This window comes from Aquiflexum gelatinilyticum, from assembly GCF_024813435.1.
In the GTDB taxonomy this organism is placed as follows: domain Bacteria; phylum Bacteroidota; class Bacteroidia; order Cytophagales; family Cyclobacteriaceae; genus Cognataquiflexum; species Cognataquiflexum gelatinilyticum.
In genome coordinates this window covers 43,887-66,086 of sequence record NZ_JANAEZ010000012.1, presented here as the reverse complement: position 1 = coordinate 66,086, position 22,200 = coordinate 43,887, and the positions used below count along the sequence as shown (strand labels likewise).

Sequence of the window (22,200 nt, the reverse complement as noted above, 5' to 3'; positions counted from 1 at the left end):
ATATCAGTATTTGGATAAGCACAAATACCGAAATTAACTTTACTATAACATGGATTTGGATCCATATTTTTTTTATCCACCATTTGTAACATTCCCTTAATAATTGACCTTCAGAATTATTTTTTGGTTACCAAAACATAACAAGGATATAAATTGAAATAGAAGTACTGACCCTACAATGGTGGTAATTTTGGAAGGTACTTAAACCAATTTTATCTATTGATTATGGGAAATTTTACTTTTAAACAAACACGGGCAACGCTTCGAATGTGCGTATTATGCAGTGTGGTCTTTTTATCGGGTGGTTTGTCAGGAACTGAGGCCAAAGCCTTTCCTGCTTCTTCAGATATAAAAGACTTTGAAATTGTCACAGGGACTGTCAGAGATGAGACAGGAGAGCCTTTACCTGGGGCGGCAATCCTTGTCAAGGGAACCACAAGCGGAACCATCACTGATCTAGATGGGAAATTTTCCATTGATGTCCCAGACGATGCAATTCTTGTTGTGTCCTATTTAGGGTATACTACTACAGAAGTTTCTCTAAATGGACAGTCAATACTTTCTATCCAATTAGGACGGGAGGATTCTCAGCTGAACGAGATTGTAGTAGTAGGATATGGTACACAAAAGCGCTCCGATGTTACCGGAGCCATAGGTTCTTTGAAAAGAGAAAATTTCAACCGGGGGATAATTGCGAATCCTGTAGATCTTTTGCAGGGTCAGGTTGCCGGAGTTAATGTTACCTCCGTAAGTGGAGAACCTGGAGCAAATCAGAATGTGATTATCAGGGGGATTGGAAGTTTACGTTCCGGTACACAGCCTCTATATGTGCTTGATGGTTTCCTATTGGATAATTCTGATAACGGAATTGCTTCCAATCCACTGAACTTCCTTAATCCCAATGATATCGAAAGCATAGACGTGCTAAAGGATGCAAGTGCAGCAGCCCTTTATGGTTCCAGGGCATCCAATGGTGTCATTGTAATCACCACCAAGAAGGGAAAAGCGGGGTCTTCTCAGGTAAATTTATCAGCCTCTGCAGGATGGTCTTCGATGGCCAATCAAATCGATGTTTTTCAGGCTGATGAGTTTCGGCGCCAAGTAGTAGATGTGGGTGGAAATCTGGAAGACTTTGACGGAAATACCCGTTGGCAAGATGAATTGACTCAGGTAGCATTTTCACAGGATTACAGTCTTTCCATGAGCGGAGCCAACACTGAGAAGTTTTCATATTTTGCTTCACTGGGCTTATTGGACAAAGAAGGAATTTTGAAGAACAGCAATTTGAAGCGCTATTCAGGAAAACTGAACATGAATCAAAAAGCATTCGATGGAAGATTAATCATTGACTACAATCTGACAGCCTCGTATACTGAAAATCTACGTCCAAGCATCACCTCAACCATTAGTGATATGCTCAGCTTGAATCCAACGATTCCTGCCTTTACTGATGGCAAACCAACATTGCTCAATACCAATGCTTTAAATCCTATAAAGCGTAATGAACTTTATAGTGATAATGCTGCAAACAACAGGATCTTGGGTACAATATCTCCTTCATTCGAAATCATTGAAGGCCTTACTTATAAGCTAAATCTCGGGGTGGATTATTCCAATACCAATAGATACATACAGTATAAGCCGTTCACCGAGGTTGTAAATGAGTCCAACGTGGCAAATGGTAGCTTGGATCAATTGATTTCTGCCAACACCAATAGTTTGGTAGAGAATACCCTGACCTATAATTGGAACAATTACAAGCACAATTTTACCGCGCTGGCAGGTCATTCTTACCAGACATTTTTGGACGAGTTCAGGGGTACCTCTGCAAGAGGGTTTGCTGCAAACAATATCGAGCCTAGGTTTCAGGATCATAACAGTACTTTGGAATTCCCAACTACGATAAGCTCCTCTGGAGTTCGAAATGAATTACAATCCTTTTTTGGGCGATTGAATTATGTCTATGAGGAGAAGTATTTAGTCACGGCTACATTCCGTGCTGATGGATCTTCCAAGTTCGGAGACAATAACAAGTATGGATACTTCCCTTCCTTTGCATTGGGTTGGAATGTGAGTAAGGAAGACTTTATGGTCAATTCGATTTTCAATAACCTGAAGGTGCGTACAAGCTGGGGACAAACAGGAAATCAGGAAATTCCATCTAAAATTACCCAGGCAAGTTTCTCAGAGGATCGATTGGCTACAGGAGCAGGTAGTCTCAATACTTATCCCATAGATACCCAAGGAAGAACATTGGACGACTATCCTTATGGGATTGTTTTCACCCGACTGGCAAACCCTGATTTACAATGGGAGGTTTCTACCCAATTCAATGCAGGAATTGATTTTGCCTTGTTCAATTACCGGCTAACAGGTACTTTGGATTACTTCAACAAAGTATCCTCCAATATCCTTTTGGAGGTAGTTCCTGCCGATCCAATTCAGCCGACTTCAACTTTCTGGGACAACATCGAGAATATGGAGATTCACAACAGTGGAATCGAAATGGCCTTGAATTATAACAGTAAGCCGAAACAAAAATTCTCCTATGAAATTGGAGGAAATGTCACTTTCATCCAGAATGAAGTCAGAGATTCCCCATTTGCAGTCTTGACAACAGGTGCCGCCCAAGGTGCAGGCCAGACCGGAGCGACGATCAATGGTTACATCAACAATCAGCCGATCGGAGCTTTTTACATGCTTCAATTTGATGGGATAGGAGAAGATGGACTAAATAGATTTGTAGATATCAACGGAGACGGGGAAATCCTGGATGATGATCGGAGTGTAGTAGGGAGTGCGATCCCAAAGGTAATTTATGGTATGAGGGCCAGTTTACGCTTCAAGAATTTTGATTTGGGAATGAACTTCAACGGAGGAGCAGGAAATGACATTTACAATCATACCACCATGTCTCTTTTCACTAAAGCCCAACTTTCAAGGTCGAATAATACCACAGATTTTGCGGTCCAATTCCCTAATGAATCATTCAATAATTCGAATACGGTTTCGACCCGATTCCTGGAGAGCGGATCTTACCTAAGGCTGAACAATGCTACTATTGGATACAATGTGAGCCCAGGCAAACTAGGAGTGGGAAATGCCTTTCAAAATATCAGAATCTCCCTTACGGGTCAAAACTTGTTTGTGATTACAAACTATTCGGGTTTTGATCCGGAAGTGAATACAGGTTCAACTTCATCAGGAATCCAGACTTTTGGAATTGACCGATTTACTTACCCTATGGCGAGGACTTTTATGTTCAACCTGAATTTGACCTTTTAAATCCTAAGTCCTTAAATAATTTAATTAGTCAACAGAAAAAAAATAAACAGATGAAAATCGAGCATAGCAGGTACACTACCGGTGGCAGGGTATCAATCTCGCAAGATTGCATCTGTCAAAAAAATAAATGATAAAAACATGAAAAATCACAGAATAACTCTATTGATTCCGGCAGTCGCTTTTGTGCTTGCTTTTTTAAGCTGCACCAATCTGGAAGAAGAGATTCTCGATGAGTCCCTTACCGGGACTGGTCAGGCAGAGATCGTAAGTGGGTCCATTGCTCCGGTATATGGGATGATGCGTCAAGTCTGGCTTCACACAGTCAACTTTGGACTGCAGGAAGTTGCTTCTGACGAAGGAATTCTTCCCTATCGGGGGGGAACGGACTGGTTTGACGGAGGAAAATTTATTGCGGTACATCAGCACCTAATGACACCGGGAAATAGTTTGGTTGGGGATACTTGGACCTTCATTACCTTGACCTTGTCCAGGGCAGTGGCGGCTGAGGAACAGTTAACACTGGAAGTGGCCAATGGAAATTCAAGTGCACAAAATCCGCTTTATGAAATGATTGCCGTGAAAGCTTATCTGAACATGTTGGCATTGGATAACTGGGGGTTAGTCTTCAGAAAAGAACAGTCCAATCAGCAGACTGTAATTCTGAGAGGTCAAGATGCCGTGGATTACCTTGAATCAGAGCTGCTTTCAGTAGTGAATCTGATAAGCAGTAACAGTGTTCCGGGAAGGATGAACAAGCATGCTGTGGAGGCGCTATTGGCCCGTCTCTACCTGAATGCAGCCGTGTATAGGGATCCCTATGGAACCCCGAATTTTACAACTGAAGACATGGACAATGTGATCAAATACACGAGCAATATCATCAGCGGGCCCTATGTTCTTTCCCCTGAATATTTTGACTTGTTCAATGACAATAATGATACTAATAGGGAAATTATTTTCTCTCTTGATCAGCGTGGTGTCCTTCAAACTGAACACAGCAGGTGGCAATATTGGTCGATTTCGGGAGACCAAATTCCAAGACCTGAATTTCCCAATACCCGTGGGACAGATGCAGTTGCAGCTACTCCTGATTTTGTGCAGTCTTGGTATGACGCTTATGGAAATGTGGATCCGGCTGATGCAGATGCCCGTTTTTTCCAGGAGAACACGATCGTTCCTGAAAACCTCAGAGATCTTACTGGAATAAACCCTACAAATGACGAGGATCATTATTATTGCGTTGATCCATTAGAATTTGAGATGGATAGAGGAATTATCCGGGGTGTTATTTGGGGACCCAGAAAAGATGCCGGCGGTAACATTATCAAATGCGAAGATGGTAAGATCAGGGTTTATCCAGTAATCAACAGAAGAAGCAGTGGCGCAAATATCCGCTATGTGGATCACAACTTTCAAGTAGATTTTACCAAGGATGGAAGTCTTCACAATACCGGACACCGATTTTCTAAATACCAATTTAGCCGGACTGCTCCCAATTGCTGTAGTAACAGTAGTGTTGACATCGTTTTGATCAGATTGGGTGAAGTTTATCTGATGAGGGCTGAGGCATTGTTAAGAAAAGGTGATAACGGCGGGGCCCTTGCAGATATCAATACCTTAAGAACCTCAAGAAATGCCCGTCCTGCCCAAACTCCTGCTCCTCTGAATGCTATCGATTTGGATATCCTATTCCGCGAGTCAGGATTTGAATTGTACTGGGAAGGTCTGAGAAGAACTTACCAAATAAGGTTTGGAAAATACGAAGATAGCTGGACTGAAAAGACTGACAGCGATGTAAACAAAAGATTATTCCCTATTCCGCAACGGGCGATCGATGGCGCTTCTAACATTCCAGGTTTCCTAGAGCAAAATCCGGGTTACTAAAATTCTTAAGTGATAAATTAACAAAAAGCCGAATGGATCCCGTTCGGCTTTTTTTGCTTTTCGAATACCAATCACTGACCGGTCAAAGGCGAATTGATTGACAAATTAAGCATCCTAGTCAACCTTTCCAACACTTAAATCCGGAAGATTAATAAAGAAATCATCCGAAGGAAATCCATTGCAAAGTTTGCTCAAGATTCTCAGGAAATCAGAAAATTGAGCACTCAAAGATCCTCCCTCGGATTTCAGATTTTTCTTTCCCAAGCCCCGATAGAGTTCCATTCGGTCCTGCGGGATTTGGCTGCTTCCGAGATCCCCACCGTTTTTGATAAAGTAAAAATCCTCCATCAATTCACCTTTTTGGTTGGTGCTTTTAATGAACTTTAAGAAAGCGTTCAAAAGTTCTCCTCTAAATGCTTTAGGAGTCTCAATCCACTCTTCAAGTTGGGTTTGGGAAATTCCATTCACCAAAATCCCCAAGTCAATGGGCCAATCTGATTTTAAAAACCGCAAACGGATCAACTCCTTAAGATGGAGCTGCGTGAATTCTACATAGTCATTGGCATCCAATACTTTCAGATTCCAGGGATTTCCTTCTGTTTTCTGGCTCAGCCACTGATGTTCCATTTTATAGAGATCGAAAAACTCATCAAATCGATCTACTTTTTGTAAAAGGTGGGTTTGTACTACCATAGATTTATCTGATTCAAGATTCATGATTTTGTAAGCCGGAGGAAAAGCTGCCAAGGAAGGCACTTGGATATTTACCAGCTCAGCATTTTGGTTTTCACCATGCTTTCCAGTGTCATTGATATGCATGTGTCCGGCGAAATGCACCTGGATTCCTGCGGCTGCATAGCGTTGTGATACTTCTTTGTCGGGAACCCGGTTTAGTTGAAATTTACTGACGCCAAAAAGTTTTTTCATTTCTGAGGAAGCTCCCTCATGAAAATCCGTAAGCGGATAGTGACTAAATGAAACCAACGTTTTTCCCCGCTTTTCAGCTTCTTTACTGATTTTTTTGATCCAATCGAGTTGGTGCTGTTTTGTTTTCGAAGCTAAGTTGAAGCCGATACCGGAACCGTTCCAAGCAGTGGAGTCCGGTTGATCTGCCTCACCGGAAAAGGTATATACATTTCCATCAATGGCCAAAAGCCAAAGTCCTTCCACAGGCTCGACGAGGTAGCTGGCGTCCGGTAGCATCCATCCTGATTTGGGATCGGGGAAAAGGCGGGTACGAATAGATGAACCTGCACTGACTTTTTCAAAATCATAGCCTTCATAATCAAACGGCATAAATGGATGCGTCCAAAAAATGTCCTGAGCACCGGGACTGAATCCAAAGCCTTTCAATTCCTCACAGATTTCAAAATACCCCCAATTCTTTACCTGTGTACTTATTGCAACTTCGCTTGCTTCATTTTTAGATTCACTTGAAACCGCTTGCTTTTGTCCATTTTCTCCGAGAAAATCGGATTTCCTATCAGGTCCACCAAATGGGGAAACAGGATCGTGATTTCCTGTAGTGATGAAAAATCGCATGCCGTGTTGATCTGAATACTCCTGAAGGATTTTTTTCAAGGCCAAAATATTCATCGGCTGACCGTCATCCGTGTAGTCCCCCGGAAGTGCGACTAGCTTGATTCCCCGCTTTCGCAAATCTTCTAATGCAGCTAAAAGCGCAAAGTAATTTTCATTGAAAAGCCGGGTGGAATTCAGCTGACTTTCCATGGAGCGGATCGTCGCAAGCTTTCCGTTTCGAGGATTGATCACGCCCTTAAAATCATCAGACTGAAAGTCCCCATAGACATCCTGCAAATGGATATCAGCAAGAAATGCCACTTTAGCTTCTAGTCCGGATTGGGCCAAAAGTGGCACCTGAGGCCAAGAATACATCATTCCTACACTCAGAAGTGCTGGAATAAGTTTGGAATAATTCACCTTTTATTTATAATAGGATTAGGTCGCTCAAAGGTTTTGCCATCAAAACTCACTGTATAGTCAGATGGAAAAAGGGTCGAAGGAATGTAGTAATCCGTGGAAATCACTTGCGCTCCCGAAGCTTTCGCTTTTTCAAATTTGGTATAGTCTCCCGTTCGTGCCTCTTTGGTATCCGAATCTGCCCGGGTTCGGATGATATATCCTTTTCTCACCAAATCCTGAATATAGGTTTCGTTGGCAACAGGATCGTTGATGATTCTGAATCCGGCTTCAGGGTTTCCTTCTTTCAGATTGACGAAGAGAACAGCATTTTTGAGTTCTGGTTTTTCGGTCAGGTAGCGTCGGATTTTCTCCTCACTTTCATCCAGCACAAAAAGGAACTTCCCTCTTGCAGCTTCCATTTCTGGCCAGTTGCCAGCCAAAACTCCCTTTTCAAGTGACTCAAAATTACCCCGAACTTGATCCGGTGTGATCAATTTGTCCATTCCCAGATAAGTCCTTACTTCCAGATCGATGCTGTCCAAAGCTTTCCCTGTAAAAGAAAGCGGGCTGACTGTCATCGGAACTTGTCCGTCTTTTGCGTTGATCAGGATAAATACGGGATTGTGATCAGGATTTTGATCGCTCCAGTTTTTAAGTTCTAAAAGTGCATTTTTGAAAAGTAGGTGATGAGATTGTACATCCAAATCCTGAACGTGAAAAAGCTTCATTCCAGGTTCCTGAAGCTCCTTTTTGGGGTCAAAAACAGTTCCTTCCGGAAGCATGGAAAGCGACTTTGGGTTGGCATATTTCCCACCCATCGGATCATGAAACACATCCAATTCCAGGTTACGAAGTCCAAGATCCAATTGCTCAGAAAGTGGCAGGTGCTCGTATTCCAAACTTTTCGCCGCAGCGGGATTGATTTTTTGTAAATAATCCAAAATCGGGGCAGGCATCGCACTTTTGTAGCTATTGTGGCTCCCGATAACCTGGGTCTGATTCAACCTCAGAGTCTGGGCATTGGAAAAAAAGGCAAATGACCAAAAGAATAGAAATAGTGCAATCAGACTTAATTTTTTCATCAGTGTAATAGGTTTTGAACAAACAAGATGGGGTTTTTTGTCGTCAGGGGGAGGTTTTGCATGTCAACTTATTGTTAACTTTCTTTTGCTTGAAAAGCTTCCAAGAGAAAAGTTTTTTTCTTACCTCAAGCCCAACTTGAATAATTAAGAAGAAAAAAATAAAATGAGTATCCGGATGAAAGCAAGTACCAAAAGTAACCAGAAAGGTGTTCTTTGGGCTACAGGAAATCGAGAGGATATTTTTACAGCTACTTTTTTTCTTGGCAAAAAAAGTAGCCAAAAAAGTCAAGACGGCGGAATCCTATCCGCGCACAAGGCCTTTGCCGGCCCGGTCCGCCGTCATTCCTCCCCACCTCGAACATATTAGGTTCAGTTTTAGGTAGAAAATTTGGAAATTTTTCGGGTTCGTGCAACAATGCGGATATCCATAAAAAAATAGAGTTTTAAAAATGTTATCCTGACTCCGGGTATTGTTATCCAAAAAGGTGCCTTGGTTTATGTTTTTGTTAAATCACCACATCATGCGATTTGTCAGGTCAATCCACTCAATTGCCATGCTTACTTTTGAAGATGAAAAAAATACTTTTCCTTTTCCTCTCCTCGACTTTCTTGGCATTGCATGCAGTTGGGCAGGAACTTCCCACCTACAAGCTCCACTCCCACAATGATTACCTGAGGACGGTGCCATTTTGGGATGCTTTTGGGGCCGGATGTGCATCGATCGAGGTGGATGTGATATTGAGAAATGGAAGTTTGATGGCAGCACACGAAGCAGAAAATATCCGACCTGAGCGTACTTTGAAGTCCCTTTATCTCGAGCCCATCCAAAAGGCCAAGTCACTTGGGATGATCGCGGACTTTGACTTTCATTTGCTGATTGATTGCAAAACTGAGGCTTACACTACATTAGATCAAATTGTAAAAGATGCCTCTGAATTTGAGGAATTTCTCTTTTCTCCCAAAAATCCAACAGGCCTCAAGCTCATTATATCAGGCAATCGACCCAAACCTGAAGATTACAAAAATTATCCTACCTATGTATTTTTTGACTACCAAAGTAAAGTACTCAGCCCTGACCTTCCCTGGGAAAAAATAGGAATGGTCAGCCTGAGTTTCAGGCAATTTTCAGTCTGGAATGGCAAAGGCAGGATCGTCCAATCCGAAAGGGATTCATTGGTATCCTTTATTTCCAAAGTACACTCTTTTGATAAGGCTGTCAGGTTTTGGGCCTCTCCTGACAGCAAGTCAGCATGGAAAGCTTTTGCAGATCTTGGGATAGATTACATCAACACCGACCAACCTTATGAGGCCAATCAATATCTCAAAAATCTGGAAAGCAACATCTTTGTCGGTACGCAACTCCATGAGATCTATAAGCCTGAATTTGACCATGACGGAAAAGAAAACAAAATTGAAAGGGTTATCTTGATGATTGGGGATGGAAACGGATTGGCACAGATCTCGGCAGGGATGTTTGCCAATGGCAACCAACTAAACCTCACGCAACTTAAAAATATCGGTTTTGTCAAAACCCAGGCCGCGGATGATTTTACTACCGATTCCGCTGCAGGAGCGACGGCTTATGCCACAGGACAAAAAACCAATAACCGGGCATTGGGGACGGATCCAAAAGGGAAAACATTGCAAAATATAACTGAACTGCTTGACTCTTATGATTTCAATTCAGGAATCATCACAACGGACAACCTCACCGGGGCGACTCCGGCATCCTTTTACGCCCATCATTCCGAAAGGGACGACATAGATGAAATAGCCCGATTCCTGCCACTCAGCAAACTCGATCTTTTTATTGGAGGAGGAAAAAGAGATTTCATCCAATTTGGGACTGATAGGCTGAAGGAATTGGAAGAAAACGGTTTTACCATGATGAAAAGTCTTGGAGAAATTGCAGATTCCCCTTCAGACAAAGTGGGCTATTTTGCCTCTAATAGTGGGATGCCTACCATGGCGAAAGGTCGCGAAGATTACCTGTTAAACAGTTGTCAGGAGGCTATCAGTTTTCTGAAGTCCAAAAAATCGCCCTTTTTTCTGATGGTGGAAGCAGCCATGATTGATTCGGGCGGACATGCCAATAACAGCAATACGATTGTCACCGAATTGCTGGACTTTGACAAGGCGATAGGTTGGATGATCCACTATGTGGACCAAAACCCAAATACCCTTTTGATCATCACCGCAGACCACGAAACTGCCGGCCTGAGTTTGCCTCAGGGAAAAGTGTCAGAAAATGAGGTGGAGTTGGCTTTTCACAGTGACGACCACACCGGGATCATGGTGCCGATATTTGCCTATGGGGCACACTCAGGGGAATTCAGGGGTGTGTATGAAAACACAGAAGTATTCCACAAAATCATGTCCTTGGTCAACCAATACCATCAAGCAAAATAGCTCGTAGTCAATAAGCTAGGAACGGAAATGTGATTTAAATTTTGTTTGAGAATGCTTGATGAAAACTGACTCAAGCAGAAATTGATCTATTATTTTAAAAAAACATTAGTGCCTTGCCAGCCAAGGAAAAAGATTGGGTTTTTTCGGACAGGAAATGGGTAGGGAAATCATTAAAATCGGTTCCAAAGCCAATGATACCATGATCCATGGAAATGTGGTGGTGATGAAGGATGAATTAGTGAAAAAAAATATCAAAGTCTTAATATTCTATAAAAGGCATAATGAAATTATCAACCTCATTATCTATTCACAATAATTCATTGCCACCAATCGTAGTCAGTCAAAACATTTGAATCTTTTCAAGATTAGGGTAATAATTGCAGGTTACATTTTTTCCAAAAACCTTTGAATAATCAAATCGCAGAATGGAGGTTTTCAGAGGGCAAGGGTGGTAAGGTCCCACTATCCCTTACTTTGATACGGCTTTGATACTACTCTGGCACTACTTTGATCCGGTTTTGCTAGTACTTTGGTTAGGTTAATTTGGGATTCTCCCACTGAAATTTCCCCTAGTGAAGGTCAGGGTATATAAACAGTCTTTGTGGATAATTTTGTGGAATCCTTAGAAACTCCATCAATTTTAAAAAACCAAGTAAAAATAATAGGAATTGAAATCTGTATGGGAGTTACAGCTTGCAATTCCTTTGAAGATGAGTCTTAATACTATTAGGAATAGAATAAAAGTAGCGTGTTTTCTAGTTTTTCTTTTCCTTTGCTTCCATAAACCTATTGACGAGATCAGGCATTTTTTCGATAATTGCCGAAAAACCTTTTGGATTGTTGGCAGCAATAAATTGAATTTCAGATACTTTGCTTGCCAAAAATCCAACCGGAGCGATTCCCATTCCGGCACCACCACCCGAGCCATGACCTTCTCCTTCACCTTGTTTAGGAGCAGTTCCTTTTCCTTCGCCTCCGCCTACTCCAAATCCCATTCCTATAGACATGACCGGGACACATGTAAACTCTCCTAATTGAAACTGTTGGCCGATTACGGTTTCAGTTTTCGCTTCATTTCTTAGGAATTCTGTGATTTTTGAAATTAAATTTTCTGTGCTTGGTTCCATAGTTTTTTTGGTTTTAGTTTTAACTTTTCTTTATCATCGCCCAAAGAATTTTGTATCCTTGGTTTTCAATTTCTAATGTCAACTGGTTATCCTGTGTAAAATTGATTTGGATGGTTTTTCCTGTCCATTGTTCCAACCAGTAAAAGAAGGGAAATAGCATTCCGTTCAGCAAAGGATCATTGGTATCTAATTTGAATACACATTCCTTTATTTTGAAGCTTTGGATAAGGTTTTTAATTTGAACAGTATTTAATGGAAAGGATTTTCTTTTTGAATCTTTCTTGACCTCATTCTTATTTTTCTCGGTCTTGGAAATTATTTCTATTAAATCCCATCTCCATTTAAGTCCAATAGCTTTAATCTCTAGCCAGGGGTAATATTCTTGCAGAATGATCCCACCTTCTCCAATCAAGAATAATTTTATCTTGATAGAATTTGTTTTGCTATCTATCCTGAAAGAAAAGGGACCGAAAAGCAAAAAAAGCATAATTCCTATGACAGTATAAAGGAGTATCCACCACATCATTTTTTGATTCAAATCTAAGTGATAGGTATGTAATCCGCACTGATAGAGTTCATTAGGCTAAATGATTAAGATCATTGAATTGATTTCATTTTGGGTTCATTGAATAAATATGGATTTAGTGTCCCTTCATTCTTCTAAACCTCTGCTTCAAAATGGATTTTTTCTTCTTTACAGATCAGTTGGATACAGTTCCTTCCTGTGAATGCAGCAGGGGGCATGCCTCCACCCGGCATAACCCAATGTCCTGCCATATAGAAGTATTTTAGACTTTGGAAATGCGTCGGTAATTTAATTTTTAATGCTTCAGGAGTAGGAAGCCAGCCTTCATAGCTTCCTTTATGGTTCCCGGTCCAGTTCTCATAGGTTATTGGTGTTGCGGTATCAATGAAATCTATTTGATTTGAAATGTCTGGGAATTCTAGCTCTAAGGACGCTAGCAATTCGTGGCAAATCTTGGCTCTTTCATTTCTGTAAGCATCTTCTCCTTGGGAGTACAGATTTTTCCAGAACTCATAATCTGTATCCAATATGCTTGTAATCAATGTTTTTCCTTGAGGTGCAAGGGTCGGGTCAAAATTATAAATCTGAAAACTAGCCCGGGTATGGGTGATATTCCCCACTTTCATGGGATTTTTCAATGGAATATTCATTCCGATTATCGAGGATTGGAGATCTTCGAAATTCCGTCTGACACCTGCGGAAAAATATACTATCGGTGGATATAATTGTAGTGAATTGTATGAGTCAAAGGTTTTTTCATCTACAAATTTTGGACCTAGCATCTTGTGGAGAACTGTGTGACCATCACAGGCTGAAATTATATAATCTGAATTGATCTGTTGACCGTTTTCCAATTGGATTCCTTTGGCAGTTTTGCCCTCAATTATAATCTTGGCTACTTTACTATTATATTCGATTTTTCCTCCCAAGTCAATAAACCTTTTCACCAATCTTTCGGCGAATTTACCCGAACCTCCAAGGGGGAATCCAGCTGTGCCATTAGCTGCAAAACTCAAATGCATTAAAAACCAAACCATGGACATCTCTGCGGACCAAAAATTTTCAAATGCAGTTTGGAGCACCTTTGATCTAAATTTTTTAGCAAAATCCCTAATTGATAATTGATTATATTTTCCCAAAGCCACAACCATAGGAATATTACCCATAAAAACTTTAACCCAATCCCAAGCATTTAACAGTTCAAAAGCCCTGTCCATAGGAAATTTGGCAGCAGCAAAGGTTTTAATGCCGTCAATAAAAATATCTATTGTTTCATGATCTTCAGGTGAAATTTCCTTGAGGTGCTTCCTTAGCTTTTCGGGTTCAACATAAAAATGAACATCAACCCCGTCTATATTTCTGTATTCTATGAAACTACTATGGTTATGGATAGTATTGTCCTGTAAAACCCCCAAATGATGCCACATTTGATAAAAATCTATGCCGGGAGCTGAACCAACCAACCAATTTATTGATCCATTCACGAAGTAGCCTTCTCTTTCCCAGGATGAACAAACTCCTCCCGCTTTGGGACCCATTTCGAAAATTGTCACCTCAAACCCGTTGAGCCTTGCATATATCCCTGCAGATAATCCAGCTATGCCAGCACCTATGATGTTAATTTTAATGGAATCCACCATTTGGACAAGATTTAAAATTCGGAGGTATATTTTGTACCAATCTTTTAATTTACCTATATGCTTTGATTTTATAAAAAATTGAATATTAATGTTTTATGAATTTTTAGTGGTTATTTTTTATACTCTTAGTATCATTTAATTATAGATGTAATTGGTGAAGGGGTGTCTGCTGTGCTTTTTCAAATTGGGAAAGATGTAATTGTTGTAGTGGTTCTAGTTGTCAAAATCAAAGGAAGGATTCGACTTCCTCGAAGGGGATGCCGGAGAATGCACAGAACTCCAGGACAGTGATGAAATGGTGGGGATGATAAGAAAATTTGTGTCTCACCCTCCATTGTTTCGGAATGATAAAGTTTTGATAATAAAAAAATAGGCACCGTCCTGACGGTGCCTGTTACCTATTCAGACAAAAAAGTATCCATGCATTGGATACCCAAAAGTACTGGGTGTTTCAATCAATTCTTCTTTTGAAAGATTATCAAATTATAGTCATTTAAGGGTCTGACAAACTTTTATTTTAACAATAAAATGATCCTAATGACCTGGACTTCTCAGCAGTTTGTTTTAGCAGGGCAAAAAAAAGACACTGCTTTTAGCAGTGTCTTTCAATCGTTAATTCTAAAAAATTTGTTTATGATGAGATTTCAAGCTACTGCCTATTTCTATTATGATTCCATTTCATTGATTACCAAATCACCTTCTTTTGGTAAATGATCCTATTATAATTAACAATAAAACAACCTCATCTATGTTCCAATCCCTAAAAACGATGTTGTCCAGGTTTTACAATCTTCTTGGAAATTTACTTTACTGTTGGCTAATGTCCCATTGAGTTTCTTCTTAATTGGCCAATAGCTAAAGCAGTGGAAATAAAACGGAGGACTCAAAATAGGTAACCAAGTTTAATTATTTTTAAATTCCTTCTTAATCGTACTTTCATCGTCCATTTCGGGACCTTGCATGATGGATTTCCAGTCAACCCATTTATTGTATTTTTGCATGGCCTTGTCGGCATTGAAAACTCTTGGGTCATGGGGCTCAACGGTATAAGGTGTAAAATCAGGAATTGGTGTAAAAAAGTCCTGGAGCAGGGAAGCAGTCACATCGTATTGGTTGACATAAGGTACACCAAGAATGTTGTAGATTATCTTGAGAATAGACCCAAAATTGGCATGGGTATGGCTAATATGACCTCTTTTCACATATGGTCCAGCCATCATCAAGATACTGCGGTGCGCATCAATATGATCTACTCCACCTTGAGGATCGTCTTCTGTGATGATTACCAACATCTCGTTCCAATATTTGGTGCGTGACAAGAAATGTAAAATTCTGCCAACAGCAAGGTCGTTGTCAGCCACAAAAGAAGCACTTGAGAAATAGCCGTCTTCAGGTCTTGGTGATGCTGAGTGGTCATTTGGAATTTGAACAGCAATTAAGGCCGGCATTTCCTCTTTCCCATTGATCCACATTTTGGTAAATTCTTCTTCAAATTGATTCATCCTAAATTGATCAGGAATGTTCATGTTATACCCAGCATAATTGGTGCTTGTCCTTGAATACAAGGCCTTTTGCATAGGCACCATGACACCATGGGCTGCACCGGTAAGCGTGTCTGACCAAGTCTCCCTTACATGGGCGGTTTCATTGGCTTCTCCAAAATTATAAAACTCCAATCCTTTCCGTTCGATTGCTTCCCATAGTCCGCCGATTTCTGAATAATCTTCAGGGTCCATGCTTCCGGTTGAACCGGGAAATCTTCTACCGGGTGCTGTTGAAAAAAGCTTTGCGGTCTTATCAACACTGGAATTGGCTTCTACCCATTCGTTTGGAATTACCCCTACCATCCAATGATGACCATGAATAGAGGCATCACTGTCACAATAAAAGTTGTCACTGAAGGCAAATTGGCTGGCTGCCTTTTTGTGATTGGGGGTCACTTTCATGTTTTCTATGCCTGATCTTAGGCTATCAGGAAGGGTGTACTCACAATCGACACCAAATCTGGCAAGACTTTTATCCCCATTTGCGCCTTCCATTTGTCCGAATACCTCATCAAATGTCCTGTTTTCTTTGGTGATGTAGACGATGTGTTTGATGGGACTTTCTTTTGCTCCGGGAAAGATGGGCAATGGATTTGGGTCCATCGGATCAGCCATCACTTCCCTAAAAGTATTTTCAATAGTTTGCTTGGTGTATGTTTCCAATTGGGCCATATTGGGCATAGCGATTTTTTGAAAACTTCCCAATTGGATATCTCCAACGTAAGTTCCTTGGGGCGGGGCTACGAAACCTTCCCCTCCATTTGGTCCAGCACCTAGGCCTCTGCAAGAAATGACATACATCTCTTTTCCGTCTTCAGATAATTTTACCCGGGTGGGGCCCCATCCTGTAGGAATCAAGCCCATAGTTTTTTCACTTGTAATGTCAATCACTGCCACCGCATTCATCCCCAATAGTGCTACGTACAATGTCTTCTCATCCTTACTTAAGGTGATGCCAAAAGGTAGGGAGCCTCGATAGCGATCGATTCTTGGGTCTATTTCAACAAGGATGTGTTTCACTATCTTGCCATTTTTATGGTCAATCACAGCAATATTGTCGTTGGTGGCATTGGTGACGTATATGTATTGTTTGCCGACTGCAATTGAGTTAGGACTTGCTCCACCTACGACTTCGGCGTCTTCCACCATTTCACCAATTTGATAGCCTGTTTTGAATTTGTCTATGACTGTATTGGTCGTCAGATCTATCGTAAATACACTCATGGCCTCTGGCGATAAAGGATCTCCAACACCAGGGATGGTTTTACCTTCCACGGTGGTGCCTTCTATAGACTCTTTGGAATTATCAGCGTATGGATGTCTAGAAATGAGCATCTCATCATAGTTTTCTTCTGTCAATCCTTCTATCAAAGGATAGGAGTACATACCCACATTTGCTACAAAAGCTTTTTTATGGTCGGGGCTGACAGCCAAGCCAAATGGCTGTCTTCCCACTGGAATCGATGCTGTTATTTTCTTTTGGGATAGATCATACCTTACCATCCTGAAATTGCCTCGGTCCAAAACCAGCAATTCGTTGTTTTGGTACAATAAATCTGAGGTAAAGCTGTCCTCAAAATTTTTACCATTAACCATCCCATTGAGAGAAATGGAATCAATGCGTCTCATTTGCTCGATATCGTAAACTATCACAGCTCCATTATCCCCTCCGCTGAGGTATATGGTCTTATTGTCCGGGCCAAAAGCTACTCCAAGGAAGGAACCATTTGAGAGGGGAGATACGATTGTATTGTCATAGCTCGGAACCCTGGAAGCATTCAAGTCAGCGGTATGGATCACTGTGAAAACACCGTTGTGCAGGCTTATCGCTTTTTTACCATCCGGAGAAATGGCCAAACCAAAAGGATCATGGGTAATTCTTATCAAATCACCTGCGGGAGTCAAGGTACGGCCACTTGGCAGTACAGAGGTTCCGTTTTCATCGATGATACAAATTTCAGACTTTCCAGGCACCTCCAATATGGGCTTTAACTGCTTTTGGGCAAAGCTTGCCACACATGAAAAAACAAAAATCAGTGAAAAGGATATCAATCTCATGGTGACGCAATTGGTTGTTGAAGAATAGATAAAACTATGGTTTTTATGTTTCCCATAATATTGAGGGAGGTTAGCTTAATGTTATTTTTTGAGTACAGGATGGCTTAAAAGGAAATTTTTATTCCCAAAATAGCGCTTCTCCCTACCCCATTTATACCTGAACCATGAAGCCTATAATCTGCATTTCCTAAATTTTGTAAGGCCAGATTCAGGGAAATTGATTTCCATGTATATGAACTGAAGACATTAAGGATTTGCCAAGCCGGCGTTCCATTTGGATCTATTCTATTGTCGGAAATATCTCCAGCCGCCAATCGTTTTTGAGCCCCGGCAAATTGGAGTTCAGGTCTTAAAAAAAAGTTCGATTTTGAAAACTCCATCCCAATTCTTCCAAAAGTAGGGGGTGTTCTTCTTAAGGGTTCGTTCTTGCTGAGGTTTTGTCCATAAGTGTAAGCGAGGTTCGCAAAGTATTTTAATGCGTTATTGATTTTTCCATCTATCTCAAATTCGAAGCCTTTTATGCTCGCTGATTCTACATTTTCTTTGATAAAAACGGGATAACCATCAATTTCTTCACCTTCTACTTTGACTCTTGTGATAAGGTTGGTCAGGTTACTGTGAAAAATTGAAGAGGTAAATGAGATGCGTTCTGACTGGTATTTGTATCCCAACTCAAAGTTGTCGGCATGTTCAGGTTTTAAATTATAGGCAGGTATCTCATATCGAAAATCCACAATTCCGAGGGTTCCCATGTCATCTATGTTGGGAGCTCTAAAACCTCGGTTATATCGGGTATAAACTTGCGAATTTGGATTTGGAAAATAGGAAACAGCCAAACTTGGAACCGCTGATTTAAACAGTAACTCGCTGGTACCAAGTGTTGGGTCTTTTATGTTTAAGTCAACCATATTTAATCTATATCCAGCTGAAAAGCGCCATTTATTTACCATATAAGTATGTAAGCTGTAAATAGCATAATTTGTCGCTGTAGAGCCATCCGGGTATAAGCCTCTACTTTCAATGGGAGAATCTGAGGAGTATATTATTTTATCACTGTGAACCAAATCATGGTAAATCTCAAACCCACTACTTGCATTCCATTGATTTGAAAAGTTTGATTTGATGTTCACATTGAGACCTTTGGTATCAATTAGATCATTTTCTTCAGTCAAGTTTTGTGAGTTGTTTTTTTGGGATTCCCTTTTCTCCTTCGATTTTTGCCAAGAAACCGTGGAAGTTATTTGGTCAAAGAAAGGATTGTCTGTTTTAATGGAATATTTCGCATAGCTCAAATTCCTTTTCTGAATGGCGAATTGGTTGATACGGAAATCTTCCAAAAGTATTTTATGGTAAACGGGGACATTGTTTGCTTCAAAGTACTGATGAGCAAGTGTTAATTCCCCATTTTTAAGTTTAAAAACCGATTTCAAATTCCCCATTTGTTCTCCATATCCTGAATTTTTCTGGATTCCTGTATTTTTTCCTCCGGGCAAATCCCCGAAATTTCTTTTGGTAAAATCTGCCAGGATTGCTACATTTTTTGTGCTGTAAGACAATTCGCCCCTTCCCGTTTGCTCTATATTTTGTGTGGCTATCCGGCCGGTAAAATTCCCATGAAATCCCGAATCGAATACAGGATTTTGTGTAAACACCTGAATGGTACCTCCTAGCGCGTCAGAACCATAAGCAACAGAACCTTCGTTTTTCAACACTTCAATCCGTGAAATAGAAAAAGGGTCAATGGTATTGAAATATTGATTGGGTCCATATCTGTATGTGCTGTTGTTTAATCTTATTCCGTCAATAAGCAGCAGAATTTGGTTTCCGGTAAGGCCACGGATGAAAGGGGAGCCACCCCCATGATTGGTTTTTTGGACAAAAACCCCCATTGTTCCCATCAATATTTCCGGTGTGGTGCGGGCAAGTCGAGAGTTTATGTAATCTCGATTGACAGCACTTATCGTGTAGGGAACGTTGATAATTCTACTTTCTGCACGTAGTGCCGTAATTACTACTTCATCTAGTAGGTTGGTATTTTGCTTAGAAGAGTCTGGTTCTGAGCTAAATAAACTTGCTGCTAATTGAACAATAAATAATAATTTCATACAAACTTTATGATTTTCCGGTTTTCCGCAATCCGGTAATTATTTTTTTAAGATTAAGGATCTGCACTTACTCATTGTCATCTTCGTCCTCCTCCTTTTCGCTAAATCTTAAGAATGCACTTCTTTTTGGGGCAGGCATTTCACTATCAAGTCCCCTTACTGATTGCCAAACTATCCTGTTCAATTCCAGGTCGTCGATCAAATCAGGTTTTGAGAAATCCATATTTGCAGAAATGACAGCGTTTTTGTTATACTCCACATTCATTTCATTGAGGTCAACCTGGTTAATTCTCTTTGTAAAGCCCTGACTATTATAATTTGGACTGAAACAGCGGAACATGGGGGTAGCGGCGGCATCATATTGACTCATCGGAGGTATTCCTAAAATAAGCTCAATGGTGCGTAGCATCCCTGTGGTTGTATATGCGGTATGGTCCACATAATTTCTTTTAACAAAACCTCCTGCCACATAAGCAGTGGAACGGTGTGCATCCACATGGTCTGAGCCATTTTGGGCATCATCTTCCAAAATAAAAACAACTGAGGATTTCCAGATGGGGGACTTTGAAAGGTGTTCCACAAACAACCCCACTGCCAAATCATTGTCTGCCACCATGGCTGAGGTGGTGGGCATTCCTAAGCGTGCCCCGGCAGTGTGGTCATTTCCCATCCGTACCAAATTTAATCTTGGGACTTTTTGAATTGCCAAGAGTGAATCAAAATCTGCTTTCCAAATTTCAAATCGAAGACTGTCTTTAATACTTAAATCATAATCAGGATATTTCTTACAAATATTATTTTGGAGATTGGGTAACATTTCGGGAGTACCTGTAAATATCCCATAAGACCGAACACTCAGGCCTGCCTTGATTGCGAAGTCCCATATGTATCCATTTTTGGGGTGGGCAATTTTTCTGCTACCTTCATAATCATAGGTTCCGCCTCTGCCTCCATAGCTTGATACCCAGCTTTTTTCCACATAGTCATTGGCGTAAGCGGCTGTACTCCAATTGTGACCATCGGCACTCACTTCGGCATCTACATAGAAATTATCCAGCAAAACAAATTCATTGGCAAGAGCATGGAGATTGGGGGTTACTTTTTCGGGAAATAGACAAAGGGAAGGATCCCCGTTTCCATTTTCCATATCACCCAATATTTGGTCATAGGTTCGGTTTTCCTTTATAATATAAAAAACATACTTAATGGGTGAATCCTCTCCCACTTTCATAGGGATGGGATTGCCTTGTTCCCCTTCAGGATTCAGTTCTTTTTCCTTGGTATAAGGGGTATTTTCATATACTAAATTGGTGTACTCAGCCAATAGGCGTTCATTGGGGGCATCAAACATGCTGAGGGTTCCTTTGAAAAGCCCTCCTATATATTGAGATCCGCGCACTATTTGTGGGTTTGGACCTTTATATTGAGGATCGGTAGAGCTTACCGGGTTTGGGCCATCAGGATTTGGAAAAGAGGAAAAACCTTTGCCATTGGTAAGGTATACTTTGTTTCCAATCGTTTTTACGGCTGTAGGATACCAACCTGTAGGGATAAATCCAAGCGGCCGACTTTTACCCTTCGTCTCCACATCAAATACTGCGAGGCAGTTGTTGTCAGCGTTGGCTATGTAAAGTGTTTTTTCATCTTCACTTAAAGCTACACCATTTGGCGTAGAGCCTAAAGGTGCATCCGGGAAAAGGGAGCAAGACAAAATTTCGATTCGAGTCATTGATTCCGTATTTATTAGGTATACGGTATTGTCATTTCCATGCGAGGCAAAAAGATGCTTTCCATCTTTGCTGAGCACCATGTCATTGGGATTTTTATCTGTTGCGATGGAGGACTTAAAGCTTAAATCGTCACTATTCATCACCCAAATTCGAGCACCACCCCAAATGGAAACATAGAGGGTTTTGTTATCGGGAGAAAGCAAACAGGTGTAAGGTTCGGCGGGCAAATCGATCCGCTTTTCAATGCTTTTTGATGCGATGTTTAGTTTATAAAGAGAATTATTTTCTTTGGCCACTACATATATGTATTGATCCGTCACAGTTAGTCCCGCAGGGGAGACTTTTACCGGCCATGGCTCCGCCAAAACAATTTCACCCTCAAGGATGAGTTTTTTGTCTACGATCTTATAGATGAGTATTTTATTATCATTTCCCCCTGAGGCATATAAATATTTTTCATCGGGGCTAAACGCCAATCCTAAAAATGCTTTGGCAATGGTAACCTCGTCCAGTATTTTCTCTGATTGGGCATCAATCAGGGTGATACTCTGCGTACTTTGGCCATTATTGGTTACTGCCAACAGTGATTTGCTTGGTGACACCACTAGATTCAAGGGGAGGTCTTGAAGGTTAAGGCTGTTTCCTACAGGTGTCAGTGACCAGCCATTAGGCAATTGGACACGGTTTTTTCTTAAGGCTTGGGTTTCTTTACTTTCCTGATCTTGAAGAACATTTCGCGGGTTCTGACAAGCGAAGGAAAGTAGCAAAAGGGAGATAAAGAATAAGGGTCTCATTATCTTAAAGGTTTTATTGTGGCAGTTAGATATATAAACCTACAGCCTAATTTCCCAAGATTTGCCTAATCCGTATTATCTCCCTGTTACCTT

11 protein-coding genes are annotated in these 22,200 nt (G+C 40.9%); 4 read left to right on the top strand and 7 right to left on the bottom strand.

What is annotated here, in order from left to right; genetic code table 11:
• Positions 1–267: 267 nt before the first annotated feature.
• Both NK987_RS19880 and NK987_RS19875 read left to right on the top strand, forming a co-directional pair.
• A complete protein-coding gene (locus NK987_RS19880) occupies positions 268–3,285 on the top strand; it encodes a SusC/RagA family TonB-linked outer membrane protein (RefSeq protein ID WP_259265284.1) in 3,018 nt (1,005 codons plus the stop codon).
• Positions 3,286–3,423: 138 nt separating this feature from the next.
• Positions 3,424–5,169 carry a RagB/SusD family nutrient uptake outer membrane protein gene (locus NK987_RS19875; protein WP_259265283.1) on the top strand — a complete coding sequence of 582 codons (1,746 nt, stop codon included), beginning with the start codon at positions 3,424–3,426 and terminating at the stop codon, positions 5,167–5,169.
• A 114-nt stretch (positions 5,170–5,283) separates the two neighbouring features.
• Here the strand turns inward: NK987_RS19875 and NK987_RS19870 are convergent, their stop codons facing one another.
• Positions 5,284–7,110: a metallophosphoesterase gene (locus NK987_RS19870; RefSeq protein ID WP_259265282.1), complete on the bottom strand. Its 1,827-nt coding sequence runs from the start codon at positions 7,108–7,110 to the stop codon at positions 5,284–5,286.
• Complete coding sequence (locus NK987_RS19865) at positions 7,107–8,174, bottom strand: phosphatidylinositol-specific phospholipase C1-like protein (RefSeq protein WP_259265281.1); 1,068 nt, start codon at positions 8,172–8,174, stop codon at positions 7,107–7,109. The genes NK987_RS19870 and NK987_RS19865 overlap by 4 nt, the downstream gene beginning before the upstream one ends.
• A gap of 570 nt (positions 8,175–8,744) precedes the next feature.
• On the opposite strand from NK987_RS19865, the gene NK987_RS19860 reads away from it, so the two are divergent.
• Both NK987_RS19860 and NK987_RS21460 read left to right on the top strand, forming a co-directional pair.
• Entirely contained in the window at positions 8,745–10,583 is a 1,839-nt protein-coding gene (locus NK987_RS19860) for an alkaline phosphatase (protein WP_259265280.1), read from the top strand.
• 154 nt (positions 10,584–10,737) lie between these two features.
• A complete protein-coding gene (locus NK987_RS21460; RefSeq protein WP_338021208.1) occupies positions 10,738–10,899 on the top strand; it encodes a hypothetical protein in 162 nt (53 codons plus the stop codon).
• 439 nt (positions 10,900–11,338) lie between these two features.
• On the opposite strand, the gene NK987_RS19850 is transcribed toward NK987_RS21460, so the two are convergent.
• From NK987_RS19850 to NK987_RS19830, 5 genes are all read right to left on the bottom strand, one after another.
• Entirely contained in the window at positions 11,339–11,710 is a 372-nt protein-coding gene (locus NK987_RS19850) for a GerW family sporulation protein (RefSeq protein ID WP_259265279.1), read from the bottom strand.
• A gap of 660 nt (positions 11,711–12,370) precedes the next feature.
• Positions 12,371–13,876 (bottom strand): phytoene desaturase family protein, encoded by a 1,506-nt coding sequence (locus NK987_RS19845; RefSeq protein WP_259265278.1) that lies wholly within the window; start codon positions 13,874–13,876, stop codon positions 12,371–12,373.
• Between the two features lie 902 nt (positions 13,877–14,778).
• Entirely contained in the window at positions 14,779–17,478 is a 2,700-nt protein-coding gene (locus tag NK987_RS19840; RefSeq protein ID WP_259265277.1) for a bifunctional YncE family protein/alkaline phosphatase family protein, read from the bottom strand.
• Positions 17,479–17,582: 104 nt separating this feature from the next.
• A complete protein-coding gene (locus tag NK987_RS19835; RefSeq protein WP_259265276.1) occupies positions 17,583–19,583 on the bottom strand; it encodes a TonB-dependent receptor plug domain-containing protein in 2,001 nt (666 codons plus the stop codon).
• Positions 19,584–19,650: 67 nt separating this feature from the next.
• Positions 19,651–22,107 (bottom strand): bifunctional YncE family protein/alkaline phosphatase family protein, encoded by a 2,457-nt coding sequence (locus tag NK987_RS19830; protein WP_259265275.1) that lies wholly within the window; start codon positions 22,105–22,107, stop codon positions 19,651–19,653.
• Positions 22,108–22,200: the final 93 nt, after the last annotated feature.